At 62.1% G+C, this 17,912-nt stretch carries 12 protein-coding genes; 1 reads left to right on the forward strand and 11 read right to left on the reverse strand.

Features of this window, described 5'->3' with window-relative positions:
* Positions 1-84: 84 nt before the first annotated feature.
* The 6 genes from AC1AV0_RS04530 to AC1AV0_RS04555 all read right to left on the reverse strand — a co-directional run bounded on the left by AC1AV0_RS04530 (position 85) and on the right by AC1AV0_RS04555 (position 9,301).
* A complete protein-coding gene (locus tag AC1AV0_RS04530) occupies positions 85-702 on the reverse strand; it encodes a hypothetical protein (RefSeq protein ID WP_094637511.1) in 618 nt (205 codons plus the stop codon).
* A 14-nt stretch (positions 703-716) separates the two neighbouring features.
* A complete protein-coding gene (locus tag AC1AV0_RS04535) occupies positions 717-3,167 on the reverse strand; it encodes a glycoside hydrolase family 2 TIM barrel-domain containing protein (protein WP_476571509.1) in 2,451 nt (816 codons plus the stop codon).
* A gap of 267 nt (positions 3,168-3,434) precedes the next feature.
* A complete protein-coding gene (locus AC1AV0_RS04540) occupies positions 3,435-3,905 on the reverse strand; it encodes a hypothetical protein (protein WP_476571511.1) in 471 nt (156 codons plus the stop codon).
* A gap of 10 nt (positions 3,906-3,915) precedes the next feature.
* Positions 3,916-7,059, reverse strand: coding sequence for a glycoside hydrolase family 3 C-terminal domain-containing protein (locus AC1AV0_RS04545; protein ID WP_476571513.1), 3,144 nt, complete (start codon positions 7,057-7,059; stop codon positions 3,916-3,918).
* A gap of 191 nt (positions 7,060-7,250) precedes the next feature.
* On the reverse strand, positions 7,251-8,573 hold the full coding sequence (locus tag AC1AV0_RS04550; protein ID WP_476571515.1) for a sensor histidine kinase: 1,323 nt from the start codon (positions 8,571-8,573) through the stop codon (positions 7,251-7,253).
* Between the two features lie 11 nt (positions 8,574-8,584).
* A complete protein-coding gene (locus AC1AV0_RS04555) occupies positions 8,585-9,301 on the reverse strand; it encodes a LytR/AlgR family response regulator transcription factor (RefSeq protein WP_476571518.1) in 717 nt (238 codons plus the stop codon).
* Between the two features lie 270 nt (positions 9,302-9,571).
* Here AC1AV0_RS04555 and gdhA point away from each other — a divergent pair, with 270 nt between their 5' ends.
* Positions 9,572-10,918 (forward strand): NADP-specific glutamate dehydrogenase, encoded by a 1,347-nt coding sequence (gdhA, locus tag AC1AV0_RS04560; protein ID WP_476571520.1) that lies wholly within the window; start codon positions 9,572-9,574, stop codon positions 10,916-10,918.
* A 323-nt stretch (positions 10,919-11,241) separates the two neighbouring features.
* Here the strand turns inward: gdhA and AC1AV0_RS04565 are convergent, their stop codons facing one another.
* From AC1AV0_RS04565 to AC1AV0_RS04585, 5 genes are all read right to left on the reverse strand, one after another.
* Entirely contained in the window at positions 11,242-13,209 is a 1,968-nt protein-coding gene (locus AC1AV0_RS04565) for an ABC transporter ATP-binding protein (protein ID WP_476571522.1), read from the reverse strand.
* Complete coding sequence (locus AC1AV0_RS04570; RefSeq protein WP_476571524.1) at positions 13,206-15,068, reverse strand: ABC transporter ATP-binding protein; 1,863 nt, start codon at positions 15,066-15,068, stop codon at positions 13,206-13,208. Before AC1AV0_RS04570 ends, AC1AV0_RS04565 begins: the two co-directional genes overlap by 4 nt.
* A 56-nt stretch (positions 15,069-15,124) precedes the next feature.
* Positions 15,125-15,586 (reverse strand): MarR family winged helix-turn-helix transcriptional regulator, encoded by a 462-nt coding sequence (locus AC1AV0_RS04575; RefSeq protein WP_476571526.1) that lies wholly within the window; start codon positions 15,584-15,586, stop codon positions 15,125-15,127.
* A 259-nt stretch (positions 15,587-15,845) separates the two neighbouring features.
* Complete coding sequence (locus tag AC1AV0_RS04580) at positions 15,846-17,054, reverse strand: VanZ family protein (RefSeq protein ID WP_476571529.1); 1,209 nt, start codon at positions 17,052-17,054, stop codon at positions 15,846-15,848.
* A 222-nt stretch (positions 17,055-17,276) separates the two neighbouring features.
* Entirely contained in the window at positions 17,277-17,849 is a 573-nt protein-coding gene (locus AC1AV0_RS04585; RefSeq protein ID WP_476571531.1) for a DUF3566 domain-containing protein, read from the reverse strand.
* Positions 17,850-17,912 lie beyond the last annotated feature (63 nt).

The following is a 17,912-nucleotide window of genomic DNA, read 5'->3' on the forward strand; positions in this document are numbered from 1 at the left end:
TTCTACTCAAGCCCGGCCCAACACCCCGCCACACCAAACTCGAAACCGGGTCGAATGGCGCGCGGATGAGTCGAGAATCCAGCGTTATTTCGCCTCGCCTTTCGCATCGCCTTCGGGGAAGATGATTTTGTAGATGGGGAAGTAGATGACCATCTGCACGCCGCCGTTGATCACGGTGATGAGGATGTTGTAGACGGCGGGCGGGAAGAACTGCTTGCACAGCGGCACATACAGCCCCATCAGGAAGCTGCACACGATGGTGATGAGCACGAACGCCACCACATACCAGGCGATCTGATACCACACATTGCCCTTCGATTTGAAAGTGATGTTGCGCTGCATCGGGAAGTTCACGCATTGCGCGACGAACAGCGTGATCGCGAACGCCGCGAAATACCCCATGCCGCCGGTCGCGTCGCCGGTCACCGGATAGTCGAACACATACGTGTCAACCGGTCCGAGCTGCAAGTGAATGAGCTGCGCGGGAATCTCGCACCAGTCGGTGAACCGGTAGAACAGGTCGGGCAGGAATGTGAGCATCACGTATTGCAGCACGGTGACGAACATCGAGAACGCGTAGAACATCACGAACTGCGCGACGAGCTTGTGTTTCGCGCCGAACCGCTCCCACCATGCGGCGAGTGGATTGGTCGGCCGCGTGGCGACGCTCTGCTGGGAATCGGTCGATTCATGCACCGACATGATGGGTCCTTTCGTTATTCGCCTGCGATGGTGAGTTCGGCGGTGTGGGTGCCGTCGGTGATGGTGAGGACGGCGGGTGCTCCGGCCGCCTCTCCGGCACGGTCGGCATGGTCCGCGCGCACCACGGCCAGCGCCTCGCCGTAGTAGGTGCCGGTTTCTCCGGTGACGAAGCTGCCCTTATTGAACGGCGCCGCGCAACCGAAGCCGAGCAGTTCGCCTCCGGCGACGCTGGCGCGCAGGGTGCCGCGTTCGAGCGGCTTGACGATGCCGTGCTCGTCGGTATACCTCACACGCACGAAGGTCAGCTCGCGCCCCGCGTATTCGACATCGGCGCGCAGTTCGGTGGCGGCCGAGGCACTGGTCAGCGCGCGACGGCCGATCTCGCGCCCGGAGGCGTCATAGCTCACCGCTTCGAGCGTGCCGGGCTCGTACGTGCACGAGAAGCGGGCCACGCAATCGTCCCGCAAAGCCTTGCGCCCAACTTCACGCCCGTTGAGCACCAGCGCCACCGAGGCGGCGCGCGCATACACTTCGACGTTCGCGGCACGGCCTTCGCACCCGTTCCAGCTCCACGAATCGGTGGCGTTACTCATCTTCCACGCGCTAGGGGAATGCTTGTCGCCTGTGTGGTTCACGGGGCAGACGGCCAGATACGGCCCAGGCTCGGCCTCCAACGCCACGCGCGTGTACAGCGCCTCGCCCAGCGGCTTGCCGGTCAGATCCACACGCCCCGATCCGGCGGTGAGCCAGCCGAATCCGATGTCGAGCGTCGCGTAATCCTCGTATTCCCACGCGCCGACGCCGGTTTCGCCCATATAGTCCATGCCGGCCCACACGAAATCGCCGACGAGGCGCGGGTTGCGCTTCGCCATCTCACGGAACCGGTAGGCGTCCGAGCAGAAGGTTTCCGAACCGAGGATCAGCCGTTCGGGATACTTCTTCAAATCGTGACGGTAACGCTTGATGCCGTAGTTGTAGCCGGCCACGTCCATGGCGGCGTAGGCGTCGCGCGTCACCCAGTCGCAGAACGGCAGGGTGGCACCGGTTTTCATAAAGTCCGCGCCAAGCAGTCCGGCCATATTGTTGAAGAATTCGGAGCCGACGGCCTTATGTTTTTTGGGCGCGGCACCGGCGGCGAGCTGCTTCTCGGCGGCCTCGGCCTCCTTGGCGGCCTTCTTGTCGGAATACTGGCCGAAACCCACGGAGCTCAGGAAATTGAAGAAGATGTTCACACCGCAGGTCACGGGGCGCGTGGGGTCGAGGTCGTGCAGATGGTCGGTCATCGCCTGGGTGAGCGCGATGCCGCGTTTCTGCGCGGTTTCCGACACCTCATTGCCGGTGGAGTACATGATGACGCTGGGGTGGTTGCGGTCTTTCATCACCATGTCGGTCAGGTCCTGCCGCCACCATTGGTCGAAATGTTCCACATAGTCGTGCTGGGTTTTGTGGATGTACCAGTGGTCGATGTATTCGTCCATCATGAGCACGCCCTGCCGGTCGCACGCGTCGAGCATGGCCTTGGAGCAGGGGTTGTGCGCGGATCGCAGGGCGTTGTAGCCTTGCGCTTTCATCAGCGCCACCTTGCGCTCCTCGGCGTCCGCATAGCAGCGCGCGCCGAGCACGCCGTTGTCGTGGTGCACGCACGCGCCTTGGATGATCACCCGCTCGCCGTTGATGAGGAAACCATTCGCGCCCCACTCGATCGTGCGGATACCGAAGGTGACGTCGAGCTCGTCGGTCGCGCCGGAATCGGCGGTATAGCTCACGTGCGCGGTGTACAGGTTCGGCTGGTCGGGCGACCATAGCCGCGCGTGGGGCACGTCCAGCACCATGCGGCATTCGCGCGGGGCGAAGGTTGATTCACCCGTGAAACCGGCGTCATCACCCTGCGAGACGGGGGTGCAGCGCACACTCACTTCGCCGGGGGCGGTGGCTTCCACGGTGATTTCGATGCGTGCGGCGCCGCTTTGGGGGTCGATGGACAGGGTGCGCACGCTTACGCCGTCCAGGGCGATGTGGTCGCGCGGCGCGGTCCACAACACGACCGGGCGGTAGATGCCCGCGCCGGAATACCAGCGGCTGTTGGGTTGGTCGCTGTTGCGTGCGATGACGCGGATTTCGTTCGCTTCGCCGACGCGCACGCGGTCGGTCAGGTCCACGGTGAAGTTCGTATAGCCGTAGGGGCGGAACATGGCCTGTTCGCCGTTCACCCACACTTCGGCGTTATGGTAGACGCCCTCGAATTCGAGGACCATCGTCTGACCCGCGAGGCTGGGTTCGGGGGTGAATTGTTTGATGTATTCGTAATCGCACCCCTCGAACCAGCCCGAGTTCAGGCCGCTGGGGGCGAGTTCGTGCCGCTTCTCGCCGATCATCGCGTCATGCGGCAGCGTGACCGGGGCGAGCGGCTCGTCGGTGTCGAGATGACGCCAGGCCCAGTCGGCGTTGAAATCAAGATGCTTCATGGTCGTATGTCTTTCGTGATGATGGGAGGGGCGGGATGAGATTCCCTTCGTCATTCCGAGCGAAGTCGAGGAATCTCAACGGATGTAGGGGAGAGAGATCCTTCGACTCCGGCTCCGCCTCCGCTCAGGATGACGAGAGGAAGGCACCTCCTCGCCCAGTACAACTGTCGTTATTCCGAGCGGAGCGGAATTCACCTTCTCTGTCATTCCGAGCGAAGCGAAGCGGAGTCGAGGAATCTCTTTGCTATTGAGTTATGGATTCGCGCCTCAGGCCACGGCAGGTGCCATACCGCCGTCGACGGCGATCGCGGCGGCGCGCACTTCCTTGGCGGTGAATGCCTTGACGATCAGCAGCCCGATCGCCACCAGATACGCCACCACGCCCACCAGCGAGATGTTCAACGCGGTCTGCTCGCTGGCCGGATAGTTGACGGGGATGAAGTAGATATCCGCCGCCAAGCTCACGCGGTCCAGCGTGAAGAACGCGAACGAGACGACCAGCAGCACCTCGGAGGCGATGAGCAGCACATCATCGACCACCGCGCTCAGGCGGGATCCGACCGCGACCGCGGCGATCAGCGCCACCACGGCGAGCACGGTGCATACGATGGGCAGCACGTTCATCTCCTTGCCGGCCAGATAGCCGGTGGTTGAGGTGATGAGGTAGACGACCAGTCCGACCACCGCCGCCACAGCCGCGATGAGTTCGGGAACACGGGATGTGATTGACTTTGCCATATCAGTTCCTTCACTTGGATGAGGTGCCGGCGGGAGCGGCGACGGACTTGGCGCCACGGACGCGCACGACCGTGTAGCCGATAACACCTGCGGCGGTCACGACGCCGGTCACGGCGATCGCGGCGATGTAGGCCGCACGCCACCAGGTCATGACGTTTTCGGTGTGGGTGGTGGAGTTCACGCCGTTCATGGCGTTCGAGTTGGCCAGCGCCCACAGGGCGTACTTCACGTCCTGCTGGATGGCGAGCAGCACGTCGCGGTCACCACTGAGGGTTGCGGCGTCCCAATAGCTCACGCCCATGTTGCCGAAGCCGCAGAACGCGGTGGTTCCGGCCAGGATCGACTCCTTGGGTGCGGCGTGCGGCGAAACCGAGGTGAAGTCGGTGACGTTGTAGCCGGTGAAGCCCCACTCGCCACGCATGATGTTCACCATCACGGCGGCGTTCGCGCTGGAGGCGACGGCGCCGATGCGGTTGTAGGAGGTCATCACGCCGAGCGCGCCCTGCGTGTAGGTGTCGGCCTTGGAGTCATCCGCCTCAAAGGAGGCCGGCTTGCCCTTGGCTTCGAACGCCTGCTGGAGGTTGCGCAGCTCCATCTCGCGGGCCTTCTGCTCGCTCATGAACACGGCCACGCCGGACCTGTTGATCTCCTGGTCGTTGAACGCGGCATGCTTGACGTTCACCAGCGTGCCCTTGGACTGCGCGCCCTGCACCACGGCCGAACCGACGTAGCCGGAGAGCACCGGATCCTCGGAATAGTACTCGTGGCCGCGGGTGTTGTAGGCATGGCGATGCAGGTTCATGCCCGGTCCGATGATGATCGGCAGGTTGAACACGAGGCTGGATTCGCCGATGATCAGCTCGCCGTTGCGGTAGGAGAGTTCCTTGTTCCAGCTGTAGGCGAGGTTGACGGGGGAGGGCGCCACGCGGGAACCCTTGTTGGCGTAGGCCTCGTCGTTGGCGTCCGCGAACGCCTCGCCCTGGTACTGGCCTTCGTTGAGGTAGTGCGAGTCGGAGCCGCCGGGACCGTCGTCGGAGAGCATGTCCTGCAGGCCAACGGAGGGGATGGCGCCGATGGCGTGGAAGGCGTTCTCGGCGAAGCTCATGAACTCCTCGACGGAGACCTTGCCCACCAGCTCTTCCCAACGCTCGTCGTCGAAGTCCGCGCCCTTCATGTCATTGAGGGTCAGCTCGCTGGACGTGTCGCCCACGGTGATGTCGGAGACGTCGTCGCCGGACTTCAGTTCGATGAAATCGTTGTTGAGCAGCGTGGAGACCTGCTCGTTGGCGCTCAGGCCGGAGTAGGTGGTCGGGAAGGTGCCGTTCCAGTCGGAGCGGGTCAGATAGGTGACGGTGCCGTCCTCGAAGGCGTTGTAGTCCATCGCGTAGTCGCCGTCGGTGAGCTGGTTGGTGATGGCCGTGCCGTTATCGGACACCGAGAAGGTGTCGGCGTCGACGTCGCCATCCCAAGTCCACTGGTAGGTTTTGGACTCGTCGCCGGCGGCGGTCATGCCGTCGGATTCGCCGTAGCCCTGGGCGGCGAGCACGTTGTTGAGCGCCTCGTGGGCGTCGTCGCCGATAGCGAAGTAGTAGTCGCCCGGATCGACGATGTAGGTTTCGGCGCCGTAGGCGTCGTAGCTGGCGAGGTTGGCGAGGTCCACTTCCATGGTGATGGTCTGCGATTCGCCCGGCTCAAGGGTTTCGGTCTTCTCGAAGTCCATGAGCTGGATCGCGGCCTTCTCCACGCCGTTCTCCTTGTCGTAGTCGGTGTACGGCACGGAGGCGTAGACCTGCGCGACGGACTTGCCGGCCACGTCACCGGTGTTGGAGACGGTGACGCTCACGGTGGCGGACTTCTTGTCGCCGGCGATCTCCACCGAATCAAGCTTCTGCTCGAAGGTGGTGTAGCTCAGGCCGTGACCGAAGGGATACACCACTTCGTTGCTGTAGTCCCAAGTGCCATCCGTGGTGGAGACGGTGCCGTCCGCGTTCGCGTAGGTGCCGGCCGACGCCTCTTCGCCGCCGTTGCCCATCACGATGTCCGCATAGCGGGTCTCGTAATAGCGGTAGCCGGTGTAGATTCCTTCGGATTCGATGAGGTAGGAGTTGACGGCGGCGTCTTCGGAGAAGTCGGACGCGTTCTCCCAAGCGATGTCGCCGTAATTCGCCATCGCCGGCGCGACGGCCGTGTTCTTGGCCATCATGTCGCCCAGGTGGGCCGAGGGGGAGACGGTGCCGTTGAGAATGTCGGCCACGCCGTAGAAGCCGTAGGCGCCGGGGAAGCCGATCCACATAATCGCGTCGATCTGGTCGTCATCCGCGAGATTGGCGATTTCCATCGGGTTGGTGGAGTTGACGAGCACAATGACCTTGTCGAAGTTGGCCTTGGCCTCCTCGACCAGCGCCATCTCCTCGTCGGAGAGCGACAGGATGTTGCCGGTCACGGTGTTCACGCCTTCCGCGCGGCCCTCCTCGCCGGGATAGTAACCGTCGCCGTTCTCGCCGGCGGGGCGGCCGACGACCACGATGGCGGCGTCGTTGTATTCGCCGTACTGCGAGTTGTAGGCGGGGTTCAGCTGGGCGAGCTCGTCCAAGCTGATTTCGCTGGGGTCGTCGTACTTGGTGATCGACTCGTATTCGGGCAGGATGCCGCCGCCGAACTGCGGGGTGGTCCACTCCTGATCGGCGAAAAACGTCTCGTAGGCCTGCAGCATGGACGGGTTGATCTGGAATCCGCGCTCCTGGAAGGCCTGCGTGATTTCGACGGTGGAGTTGCCGTCGGTGACGGAACCACCGGAGCCGCCGTAGACGGGCGCATAGCTGCGCACACCGAACATGGTGATCTTCGCGTCTGAGGCGATCGGCAGTGCGTTATCGCTGTTCTTCAGCAGCGCCATCGTCTCCTGCGATTCCTCGATGGCGAAGTCACGCCAGCCGTTGTAGGCTTCCTCGGCCGAGGTGAACTCGGACTGGTAGGTCCAGCTGTCGCCCTCATCGGCGGACTGGTCGGTGACAGTGCGCTGGCTGCGGGTGCCGACGAACGCGTCCAGCGACACACGATAGGTCTCCATAATCGATCCCGCCATCATGGCGATCGCGAGGAGCAACGCACCAATGGCGGTCAAACCGCGCCATAGGTTCGTTCGTTTGAACATCTCATCCTCCTTGAATCTCGTTGTGGCGGCGCTTTCCTCTGTGAAAGCACGCCGTAAGAATAGATTCTTACGAGTCTGATCCATGCTCAACGCCCGATGCGCAACCGACGTTTTTCGAGTCACGAACTGCATCGGGAACGCGGCGGAACTTCAATATCAGGGAAGGCGCATGTCCCACTCCTACTCGCAGGTCATCGTTCGATCGGCAGCACCACATTCACCGCGAACACCTGACCATCGGTTTTCACCGACAGCGCGCCGCCGTACTGCTCGGCCACCATGCGCATCGACTGCAAACCGAAGCCATGGTAGCGTTTGTCGCTTTTGATGGTTTGCGGCAGGCCGTCGCGGAAGCGCAGCGTTCCATCGTAGGGATTTTCGATATGCATCACCACCATGCCTTTGTTGGCTCGGACGGTCATGCGAATCCATCGGCGTTCAGGGTCGGCGATGCGGCCCACCGCCTCCATCGCGTTGTCCACGGCGTTGCCGAACAGCGAGTAAATGTCGCCGGGCTTCATGAACTCCAGCCGCGCGCCGTCGATGATGCGGTCGAATTGGATGCCGCGCTGCTCACACAAAAGCGAGCGGTTCGACAACAGCACATCGAGGGTTTCGTTGCCGGTGCGCACCGTGGCGTCGTAAATGCCGGCCAGCGATTTCAGATCATCGATCTCCTCCTGCGGAATGCGGTTCTCCAGCAGATTGAGCTGCTTCTTCAGATCATGGGTTTTCACGTTGATCAGATCGATGGTCGCCTTGTCGCTGTCAAGTTTCGCCTTCTGCTGGTTCATCAGCTGGCGCAGCATCGCGCTGTTGCGCTCGGCGTTCTCATGCTCCACGATCTCACGCAGCAGCATCAGCATAAACACGCAAGTCAGCAGGTCGAACAGCGAGAACACGGTGAACGCGACGCTTCCCGACCCATACTGGTGGTACAGGTTGGTGAAGATGTTCAGGCAGATCGCCATGCCGGTGAACAGCAGCAGCATACGGCCGCTGGCCACGCTCTCCACCGACCTGCCGACCAAAGGCCGTGCGAACAGCCAATATCCCAATACGAACAATGGCACCACCAACGCCGCATACACCGCTGTGTCGATCCAAACGGCGTCTTCCCACACAGCATGCAGTCTGGTGGAGAGCACGCGCGCGCCACGGTACACCGCATGCTGCAGCGCGGCCGCGGCGGCCATATAGAACATCGCCTGCGCGAAACTGATGCGCCAACACAGGCGCGAGGCGGCACAGCACATCGCATAGATAAGGAAGCATCGCGCGATCAGCCACCAGGTGTCGTCCGGAACCAGCAGATCCCACACCACACATACCGCCATCATGACCAGCATGGCGGCGGTCGCGCGCCATACGAACCGAGAGCGGCGTTCAAGCGGCCATACGAACATCACCAACGCCGTGACGAGCTCCAGCAGGAAACCGACTCTGTCGAAGAAGCCAACAGTCAGTCCCCACATAGTCCCAGCATCAAACGACGCAGCCACATCTTGCATCATCGCGCTCCGTCTCACATCCAGCGGTCGTCGCCGAGGTTGTCGGCGAGATCTTGCAGGAACGATTTACGGAAGGCGCGGCCGATGGGCAGCACGCCGCCGCCCGACAGGAGAACTTCGTTGCCTTTGATGGCGTCGATATGGCGCTGGTTGACCAGATACGGCTTGCCGCAGCGCAGGAAGCCGTGGGGCCTGAGCTTCGCCTCCGCCTCCTGCAGCGAGCCGGAGCCGATGACCACACCGTCCTCCGTGTGGAATTCCAAGCTGTGGCCGCGCACTTCGACATACGACACGTCGCGCATTCTGATGCGCTGCGAGCCGCCGCGCTGGGAGATGATGACCGAATCGTCGGATTCGCTGTCGCACAGTTTGACCGCACGGGTGATTTTGCGCTCGAAGTCGGCGTAGGCGAAGGGTTTGATGATGTAGTCGAGCGCGTCCACCTCGTAGCCTTTGGCCGCGAACTGGGCCATATTAGTCACGAAGATCAGCACGGCGCGGTCGTCCAGATCGCGCAGCCGGTGCGCGGCGGCCAAGCCGTCCATGTTGGGCATTTCGATGTCCATGAACACGATGTCCCAGTTGGGCTTGTACCCCTCCAGAAACGAGGTGGGCTCGACGAAACGATGCACATCGAATGTATTGCCGGTACGTTCGGTGAACGCATCCAAGCTGGCGCGCAGCTTGTCGGCGGCGGCATCATCATCTTCGACAATGGCGACGGTCAGCATCGATGAACTCCTTATCTATCTCCGCTGACCACTGTACACGGCTCAACGATGGAGCCCGCGCCACGCTCCGCCCAGCCTCCCATCCAACGTCACCCTGAGCGATCCTTACCGTCATTCCGAGCAATCCTTACCGTCATTCCGAGCGCAGTCGAGGAATCTCCGCCGTCGCATTCGGCCATACCGCATTATGGTCGGGGTCTTGTGGGGAAAAACCTTGCGCGTTTACAATCGGAACCGTCTTATTGATAACCCGAACCCAAGGGAGCAAGCATGCTTACCAACGAGTACGTCAAGCGCGTGTATGACCAGGTCACCAAGCGCGACGGCGATCAGCCCGAATTCCTGCAGGCCGTGTACGAGGTGTTGGACACCTTGCAGCCCGTGATCGAGAAGCATCCGGAGTATGAGGCGAACGGCGTGCTGGAGCGCATCGTGGAGCCTGAGCGCGTGGTGAAGTTCCGCGTGGCCTGGGTTGACGACTCCGGCAAGGTGCAGGTGAACCGCGGCTACCGCGTGCAGTTCAACTCCGCGATCGGCCCGTACAAGGGCGGCCTGCGCTTCCACCCGACCGTGAACGAGGGCGTCATCAAGTTCCTCGGCTTCGAGCAGATTCTCAAGAACTCCCTGACCACGCTGCCGATGGGCGGCGGCAAGGGCGGCTCCGACTTCGACCCGAAGGGTAAGTCCGACGCCGAGGTCATGCGCTTCTGCCAGGCCTTCATGACCGAACTGCAGCGCCACATCGGCCAGTTCACCGACGTGCCGGCCGGCGACATCAACGTGGGCGCCCGCGAGATCGGCTACCTGTTCGGCCAGTACAAGCGCATCCGTGACGAGTACTCCGGCGTGCTCACCGGCAAGGGCCTGGAGTTCGGCGGCTCGCTCGCAAGGACCGAGGCCACCGGTTACGGGCTTTGTTATTACACGCAGGAGGCCCTGCGCGTGCTGAAGAACGATTCCTTCGAAGGCAAGACCGTGGCCATCTCCGGCTCCGGCAACGTGGCCATCTTCGCCACCGAGAAGGCCCAGGCTCTCGGCGCGAAGGTGGTGACCGCCTCCGATTCCAACGGCTACATCTACGATCCGAACGGCATCCAGCTCGACGTGATCAAGGACATCAAGCTCGGCCACCGCGGCCGCATCAAGGAGTACGCGGACCGCGTGCCCGGCTCCGAGTACCACGAGGGCTGCTCCGGCGTGTGGACCGTCAAGTGCGACATCGCCCTGCCCTGCGCCACCCAGAACGAGATCGATGAGGCTTCGGCCCAGGCTCTGGTCGACAACGGCTGCACCGTGGTGTGCGAGGGCGCGAACATGCCCTCCACTCCGGAGGCCATCGCTGTCTACCAGAAGAACGGCGTGCTGTACGGCCCGGCCAAGGCCGCGAACGCCGGCGGCGTGGCCGTCTCCGGTCTGGAGATGAGCCAGAACAGCTACCGTCTGAGCTGGTCCTTCGAGGAGACCGACGCCAAGCTTAAGGGCATTATGGAGTCCATCGTGGCCGAGTCGCTGGCCGCCGCCAAGGAGTACGGCGAGGAGGGTGACCTGATGGCGGGCGCCAACATCGCCGGCTTCGTCAAGGTCGCCAACGCGATGGTCGCCCAGGGCGTGCTCTGATCGACGCATCCTGATGCCTGACGCATAACGCATAAGGCTCTGGCGCATAGCGCCTCACACGATGGTGGGGGCAACGGATCCATTCCGTTGCCCCCACCATCGTTTATTTTTATCGGCTTTCGCTATCCATACGGAGCGGAGTCGAAGCATCTCCAACAACCATCGGCATGAGATCCTTCGGCTCCGGCCTACTGCCTCCGCTCAGGATGACGGGCGGGAGTAGCCACGCTCCACTCAGGATGACGGGTGGACGATTATTCCTCGTCATGCTGAGCGAAGCGCAGCGGAGTCGAAGCATCTCTTAGGACGGCGGAGGAACCCCTTTACGCGAACTGGCTGTTGTAGAGGCGGGCGTAGGCGCCTTCGGCGGCCAGCAGCTCGCGGTGCGTACCCTGTTCGATGATGGTGCCGTGGTCCATCACCAGAATCAGGTCCGCGTCCACAATGGTCGAGAGGCGGTGCGCGATCACGAAGCTCGTGCGTCCGTGCATCAGTGCATCCATCGCCTTGCCGATCTCCTGCTCGGTGTGCGTGTCCACCGAAGACGTCGCCTCATCGAGGATCAGAATCTTCGGATCGCACAGAATCACACGCGCGATGGTGAGCAGCTGGCGCTGTCCCTGGCTGATGTTCTCCGCGTCGTTTGACAGGCGGGTGTCATAGCCCTCGGGCAGCGTGCGCACAAAATAGTCCACGCGCGCCATCTTCGCGGCGGCGATGATCTCCTCGCGCGTCGCCTCGGGCCTGCCGTAGGCGATGTTCTCGGCGATGGTGCCGTCGAACAGCCACGCGTCCTGCAGCACCATACCGAAGTTGGCGCGCAGGTCGGCGCGGTTCATGCGGTGCGTGTCCACGCCGTCGAGGCGGATATGCCCGCCGTCGATCTCATAGAAGCGCATGAGCAGGTTGATCAGCGTGGTTTTGCCGGCGCCGGTCGCGCCCACGATGGCCGTGCGATGGCCGGGTTCCGCGGTGAAGGTCACGTTCTTCATCAGCGGACGGTCCGCGTCGTAGCCGAAACGCACATGCTCGAAGTCCACGCGGCCGTTCACCGGCTCGCTCGCCGCTTCCGGCTCGCTGGGCTCGGGCTCGATCTCGTCCTCGTCGAGGATGTCGAACACGCGCTCCACCGAAGCCAAAGCGGATTGCAGGCTATTGATGGTGAACGACATCTCCGTCAACGGCTCGCTCGCCTGGTTGATGTATTGGAAAAACGCCTGGAACACACCCACCGTGAACTGCCCGGCCGCCAGCATGAACCCGGCCAGCACCGCGATGCCCACCTGCGAGAGGCGCACGATCAGGCGGATCGCCGGGTTGATGGCGTTGGTCATGAAGTCGGCGCGCCACATGGCGTCCGCCACATCCTGCGTCGCTTGGTGAATGCGGGCGGAGCTGGCATCCTCCTGATTGAAGGAGCGGATGATGGCGCGTCCGCTGTAGGCCTCCTCCACATGACCGGTGAGCACGCCCACCGCACGTTGGCGTTCAGCCGCAAGCACCAGCGTCCTGCCCGAAACCAGCCGTGTGACAACCATCGCGCCCACGGCGAATGCCACGAACAGCAGCGCCAGCCACACGTTGATCACCAGCATAATCACCACCGAACCGGTCACCTGGCCGATGGCGACCAGCATGCGCAGCAATCCTGTCTGCATAACCTCGCTCATCTTGTCGAGATCGTTGGTCACGCGGCTGATGATGCGTCCGGGCTGGTTCGCGTCGTAATACTTCAGCGGCAGACGGGTGAGCTTTTCACCCACTGCGTCGCGCAGCTTCAGGTTGATGCGTTCGGCAAAGCTGGCCATGATGAAGGTCTGCGCGGAGTAGAAGCCCCACTGCACCGTGTAAATCACGAACAGCAACGCGATCTGCAGTCCGCCGTCGTACCAGCCGATACGGAAGGTCTCGCCACGAGTGAAGGCCGCCTGGATTTTCTCCCACAACAGGTCGATCAGATACGCGGTGTACATCGGGCCCGCAAGCGTGACGGCCACGTAGCACACAATGGACGCGCAGACCACGAAAATACGCCAATGCTGTTCCTTAGCCACGCCCCACAGGCGGGCGATGGTGGCTTTGACGTCGCGTGGGACTTCCAGCTCGTCGTCCTCGGCATCCGCCGCCGCGGAATCGGCCACATCGGCGACCGAGTCGACCGCGATATCGGAACCAGCCGTTGCGCCGTCGGTCACTGCGATATCAGTCTTCTGGGAGTCTTTCATGTCGGAATCCACACTCTGATTTGTTTCCATATTCTCAAGCATGTTCTCGGGTTGGGTCCGGCTCATCGGTTCGTCTCCTTTCCCGTCTCGGCGGCCTTCATCTGCGAGTGGGCGATCTCCTGATACGTCGGGCAGTCGCGCATGAGTTCCTCATGGGTGCCGCGGCCGCGCACCTTGCCGTCCTCCAGCACGATGATCTGGTCGGCGTGCACGATGGTGCTCACGCGCTGGGCGATGATCAGCATGGCCGAGTCCGTCATCTCGCTCGCCAGCGCCTTGCGCAGCGCCGCATCGGTGGCGAAGTCCAGCGCGGAGAAGGAATCGTCGAAGATATACAGGTCGGACTTCTTGGTCAAAGCGCGGGCGATGGCGAGGCGCTGCCGCTGCCCGCCGGAGAAGTTCGTGCCACCCTGCGCCACGCGGGAGTCGAGTCCGTCGGGCAGTTCGCGCACGAAACTGCCTTGGGCCACGTCGAGCGCATGCCAGAGCTCCTCGTCGGTCGCGTTCGCGTCGCCGTAGCGCAGATTGTCGGCGATGGTTCCGGAGAACAGCCACGCCTTCTGCGGCACATAGGCGATGCGGTCGCGCAGTTCGCGTTGGGTCACCTCTCTGACGTCCCGTCCGCCGATCAGCACGCGGCCGTCGGTCGCGTCGATCAGACGCAGCATCAGACGGGCGATGGTGGACTTGCCGGAGCCGGTCGGGCCGATGATGGCCGTGGTCTGGCCGCGGCGGCAGGAGAAGGTGAGATCCTGCAGAGTGTCTTCCGCGCCGTCGGCGAATCTGAAGGAGAGATGGTCGAAGCACGCCACCTTGGGGTGGGCGGCGTCGAGTTCGGCGATGCTGGCATCGCCGGCCACAGACGGACCGTCCTTGGCGACCTCTTCAACCGAATCATCCGCTTCAATCGAACCGCTCGATTCGACGGACCCGATAGATCCGATGGACTCGGACAGGTCGACCGACACGTCCGGATCGGCGATCATAGGCATATATTCGATAACCTCGCGGGCACGGCCCAGGCACACGATGGAGCGCGGCACCATAAACATCACGAATCCGGCCATCATGATGTAGAACAGAATCCACATCGCATATTCGATCAACGCGGTGATGTCGCCAATCTGCATGGCATGCACTCCCACGCGGTCGCCGCCGAGCCACATCACGGCCACAATCACGATGTTCATCAGAAAGAAGGTGAAGCTGTCAAGGCCCGCAAACAGGGTGTTCACGCGGATGGCGCTGGTGGCGTAATCGGAGAACGCCTTGCCCAAGCGCTTGCGTTCATGGCGGTCGCGGCCGAAGGCGCGGATCACACGCACGCCGGTGATGTTCTCGCGCAGCACGGTGTTCATACGGTCGATGAAGCGCTGCAAATGCTCGAAGATCGGCGCCGCCTTGGTCACAATGGCCACCGTGAGCGCCACAACCGCGGCGACCACGCCCAGCAGCACCCATCCCATCATCGCATCAAGCGAAAACGCCAGCGCGACGCCCATCACGCACATGATGGGCACGGGAACCAACATCTGGAAACTCAGCATCAACGTCTGCTGCACCACGTTGATGTCGTTCAGAGTGCGGGTGATCATCGATCCAGTGCCGAACTGTTTGAAGTCGCCGTCGGCGAAACGCAGCGAGGAATCATAGATCGTGTTGCGCATGTCGCGCCCCACATTCGCACACAGCTTGGCGCACAGATAACTGCCGCCCAGCGCACCCAGACCGGAGGCCACGGTGACCGCCAGCATCAGCGCACCCATGGGCAGAATATGGTCGGTGCCTCCATCCGCACCGACGTTGATCATTTCGGCCAGAATCGTGGGCACGAGCAACGCGCCCGCCACATCGAGCAGCAGCGCGAACAACGTCGCGGCGATCAGGCCTTTGTAGGGTTTCAGGAACCTCATCAGCAGTCTCATACCGGTGTCACTTCTCCTTGTTCCGGTTCATTCGTGTGATGGTTTGGGTTATGCGGTCAGTTATCGACGTCGGGCATCCGACTGTTCATCGACTCGTCCAGCAGTTTGGTGTATCGGCGCATCAGCGCGAACAGCGTCTCCGAGTCTTCGACGCCTAACTGTTCCAGCGCCTCCTGTTCGGCCGCCATCGCCGGATCGATATACCGTGCAACGAACCGCCCGCCCGCTTCGGTGAGCGCGATTCGCTTGTCGCGCTGGCTGCCCTCGGCCAGACCTACCGTGATGAGTTCACGCCCCTCCAATTGGCGCAACGCGGAGGCGACGGTTTGGCGGCTGTACTGCCAGTCCTTCGACATGCTTTTCTGGTGGATGCTCCCGTTGGCCTCGCCCAAGCTGTACATAATCCAGAACGCACAGTCGGACAGTCCGGAGCGTCGAGCCATCTCATGGTAGGAGCGGTCGATCTCCTTCCACATCTGGTTGAAGCGCTCCAGCAGGATTGCCGGGCTGTGTGTCATGTCGTTCTCCTTGTCGATAAATATTGTCCGAAGTCAGACAAAACGACCATCATAGTACGATTTCAGACAAACGCAACCGCGTGACACACCCAACACGTCTTTAACCGACAACCCTCACATTCGTGAATTCAAGTTTGGTGTGTCCCGATCAGCCAAAACCGCCGATTTTCCACACCAAACTCAAGAATCAAACGTTTTACCTAAGGGAGTCTCCAAAGCCGGACACACCAAACTCGATACGACCCAAAATTCAGAGAGGTCATTCACGTATTTCAGGGTTCGCGACGACTTCATTGGAGGAATCAACAGTGATGACGCCAATAGGTTCCTCGGTTTGTATGGAGAGGTCCGGATTCTTGTCGCCGGGAAGGAGATCCCATGGCATGCGGCGGGCGAACAGACCGAAGAGGAACAGCGCGGCAAAACCGTAACTGGCGATTGCGGCAAGACCACCGCCGTTGACGACGCCGGCGACCAGCATCACCGACAGCGCGCCCAGCACCAGCGTGCGTACCGCGTAGAACAACGCTTTCCTGTCGCCGTGGCGAGGCTTGGTCTCCACGGTCATATGCGTGAACTGGCCTCCCCACGTTTGCCCGCCATGCCGTAGCGGAACCATAAGCTCGAACAGCACAAAGGCGAGGCCAGCCGTCACCGGTGCCACGAAATTCAGCCAATCCACTCCCACGGCGAACAGTCCGAACAGTTGGAAGTCGCCGTTGGGCAGAGGCTGCGCCAGCTGATAGAAGCCGAGCACCACGACGATGGTGAGTGTGAAATAGGCCACCGCCACGAAAATCATGTCGATGATCAAGGTCACGGTGCGATGCAGCACACCCGGTTTGCGGTTCACGTCCTCCCGGCCGGGCACGGCCGCCGTCGGCGCCCAAATGCCGAAAAGTTTGGCGATGCCAAAGCCAAACAGCGCCCCCAAGGTATTGGTCATCAGATCGTTGACGTCGAACTGGCGGTAGGTGCAGGGGTAGAGGCCCCAAAAGCCGGTGAGCTGCGAGGTTTCGATAAGCAGGGAGACAGCGAAGCCACCGAGCAGGGCGCCCCACCAGCGCGCGTGCAACCATCGGCCGATAATGAAGCCGAGAGGCACGAAGAACGCCACATTCATCAGCAGTTGCAGCATGCCGTACAGGCCGCCGGTTTGCAGATCATCGATGAAACGCAGGGGATTGAGCTGCGGAGTGAGGTGATGCGCGGCGCAGTAGACCTGCGGCTCATCGGGCATGGGGTAAAGGGTGAACGACACCAGTCCCAGCAAATACAGCACCGACAGGTAGGCGGAGGTCGCGGCGGTGAGTCGCAGACGATGATGCCGGTGGTACAGCCCCGCGAGAATCGGCAGCGTCAACACGGCTGCCGCAAACGGCCACAGCACCATGGCGATGATGAACGAGGTGGAAAACAGACCCAGATATGCGATCACCCTCCCACTGTAGCGTGCCGCCTCTCCCATCACCGTCATTCTGAGCGGAGTGAGCGAAGCGAACGCAGTCGAAGAATCTCAGTAGATCGATGTAAGCAGCCGAGATTCCTCGACTCCGCTCGGAATGACAGAAAAACCACCTGTAATGACAGAAGAACCGCCAGAAATGAAGAAAGAGACCGCCTGAAACAGCAGATGGGTCCATATCCGTTACGGACATGGACCCATCAGACAGATAGGAGTGGCTATGGATCAGTCGTCGCCGAGGGTGACGTGGATGCCGCCGACCAAGGAGCTGACCACGTTGTAGATCAGCGCAACGATGGTCATCAGCAGGGTGATCACCACGACCTCGAGAATCGAGAAGATCGTCACGGCGCTGAGCACGGTGCTCAGGGTGAACACGTTCTCCAGGTCGAGGCCGCCGGCGTCCAGGCCGGTGGACGAGACCATCTGCGTGATCTGGTCGAACACGCCCACCACGTTCAGCATCATCCAAATGATCGCCGTGGCGACGACCTGGATGATGCCGCCCGCGATCGACATCATGAACGTCACTTTGGCCACCGACCATGCGTCGAGGCGGGTCAGCGACAGGTTCATGCGGCGGGCGCGCGGAGTGCCGCGACGCACCGGCCGGGGGCGGCTGGCCGCCGCGGGCGCGGGCGTGCTTTTGGAGGCGGAACGGGCCACACGTGCGACGGGCTCGTGCGTTTCGTTCACGTCGGCCTGTTCCTGCGAATCGCCCTGATCGCCCTGATCTTCCTGATCCTCCATCAGAGGACGCTCGATCTCGGACTCGTTGTCTTCGATGTTCTCGCTCATCGCCAGACTCCTTTTCGCCTTATGCCTCTATTCCTCATGCCGAGGCTACCAGTGTTTCGCGAC

It is taken from the genome of Bifidobacterium sp. LH_558 (genome assembly GCF_056356295.1).

Bases quoted from the DNA above. Each gene is read 5' to 3' on its own strand.
- AC1AV0_RS04565 (WP_476571522.1), bottom strand. From the start codon at position 13,209: ATGAGCCGGACCCAACCCGAGAACATGCTTGAGAATATGGAAACAAAT.
- AC1AV0_RS04580 (WP_476571529.1), bottom strand. From the start codon at position 17,054: ATGGGAGAGGCGGCACGCTACAGTGGGAGGGTGATCGCATATCTGGGT.
- AC1AV0_RS04540 (WP_476571511.1), bottom strand. From the start codon at position 3,905: ATGGCAAAGTCAATCACATCCCGTGTTCCCGAACTCATCGCGGCTGTG.
- AC1AV0_RS04575 (WP_476571526.1), bottom strand. From the start codon at position 15,586: ATGACACACAGCCCGGCAATCCTGCTGGAGCGCTTCAACCAGATGTGG.
- AC1AV0_RS04555 (WP_476571518.1), bottom strand. From the start codon at position 9,301: ATGCTGACCGTCGCCATTGTCGAAGATGATGATGCCGCCGCCGACAAG.
- AC1AV0_RS04585 (WP_476571531.1), bottom strand. From the start codon at position 17,849: ATGAGCGAGAACATCGAAGACAACGAGTCCGAGATCGAGCGTCCTCTG.
- AC1AV0_RS04570 (WP_476571524.1), bottom strand. From the start codon at position 15,068: ATGAGACTGCTGATGAGGTTCCTGAAACCCTACAAAGGCCTGATCGCC.
- AC1AV0_RS04550 (WP_476571515.1), bottom strand. From the start codon at position 8,573: ATGATGCAAGATGTGGCTGCGTCGTTTGATGCTGGGACTATGTGGGGA.
- gdhA (WP_476571520.1), top strand. From the start codon at position 9,572: ATGCTTACCAACGAGTACGTCAAGCGCGTGTATGACCAGGTCACCAAG.
- AC1AV0_RS04530 (WP_094637511.1), bottom strand. From the start codon at position 702: ATGTCGGTGCATGAATCGACCGATTCCCAGCAGAGCGTCGCCACGCGG.
- AC1AV0_RS04545 (WP_476571513.1), bottom strand. From the start codon at position 7,059: ATGTTCAAACGAACGAACCTATGGCGCGGTTTGACCGCCATTGGTGCG.
- AC1AV0_RS04535 (WP_476571509.1), bottom strand. From the start codon at position 3,167: ATGAAGCATCTTGATTTCAACGCCGACTGGGCCTGGCGTCATCTCGAC.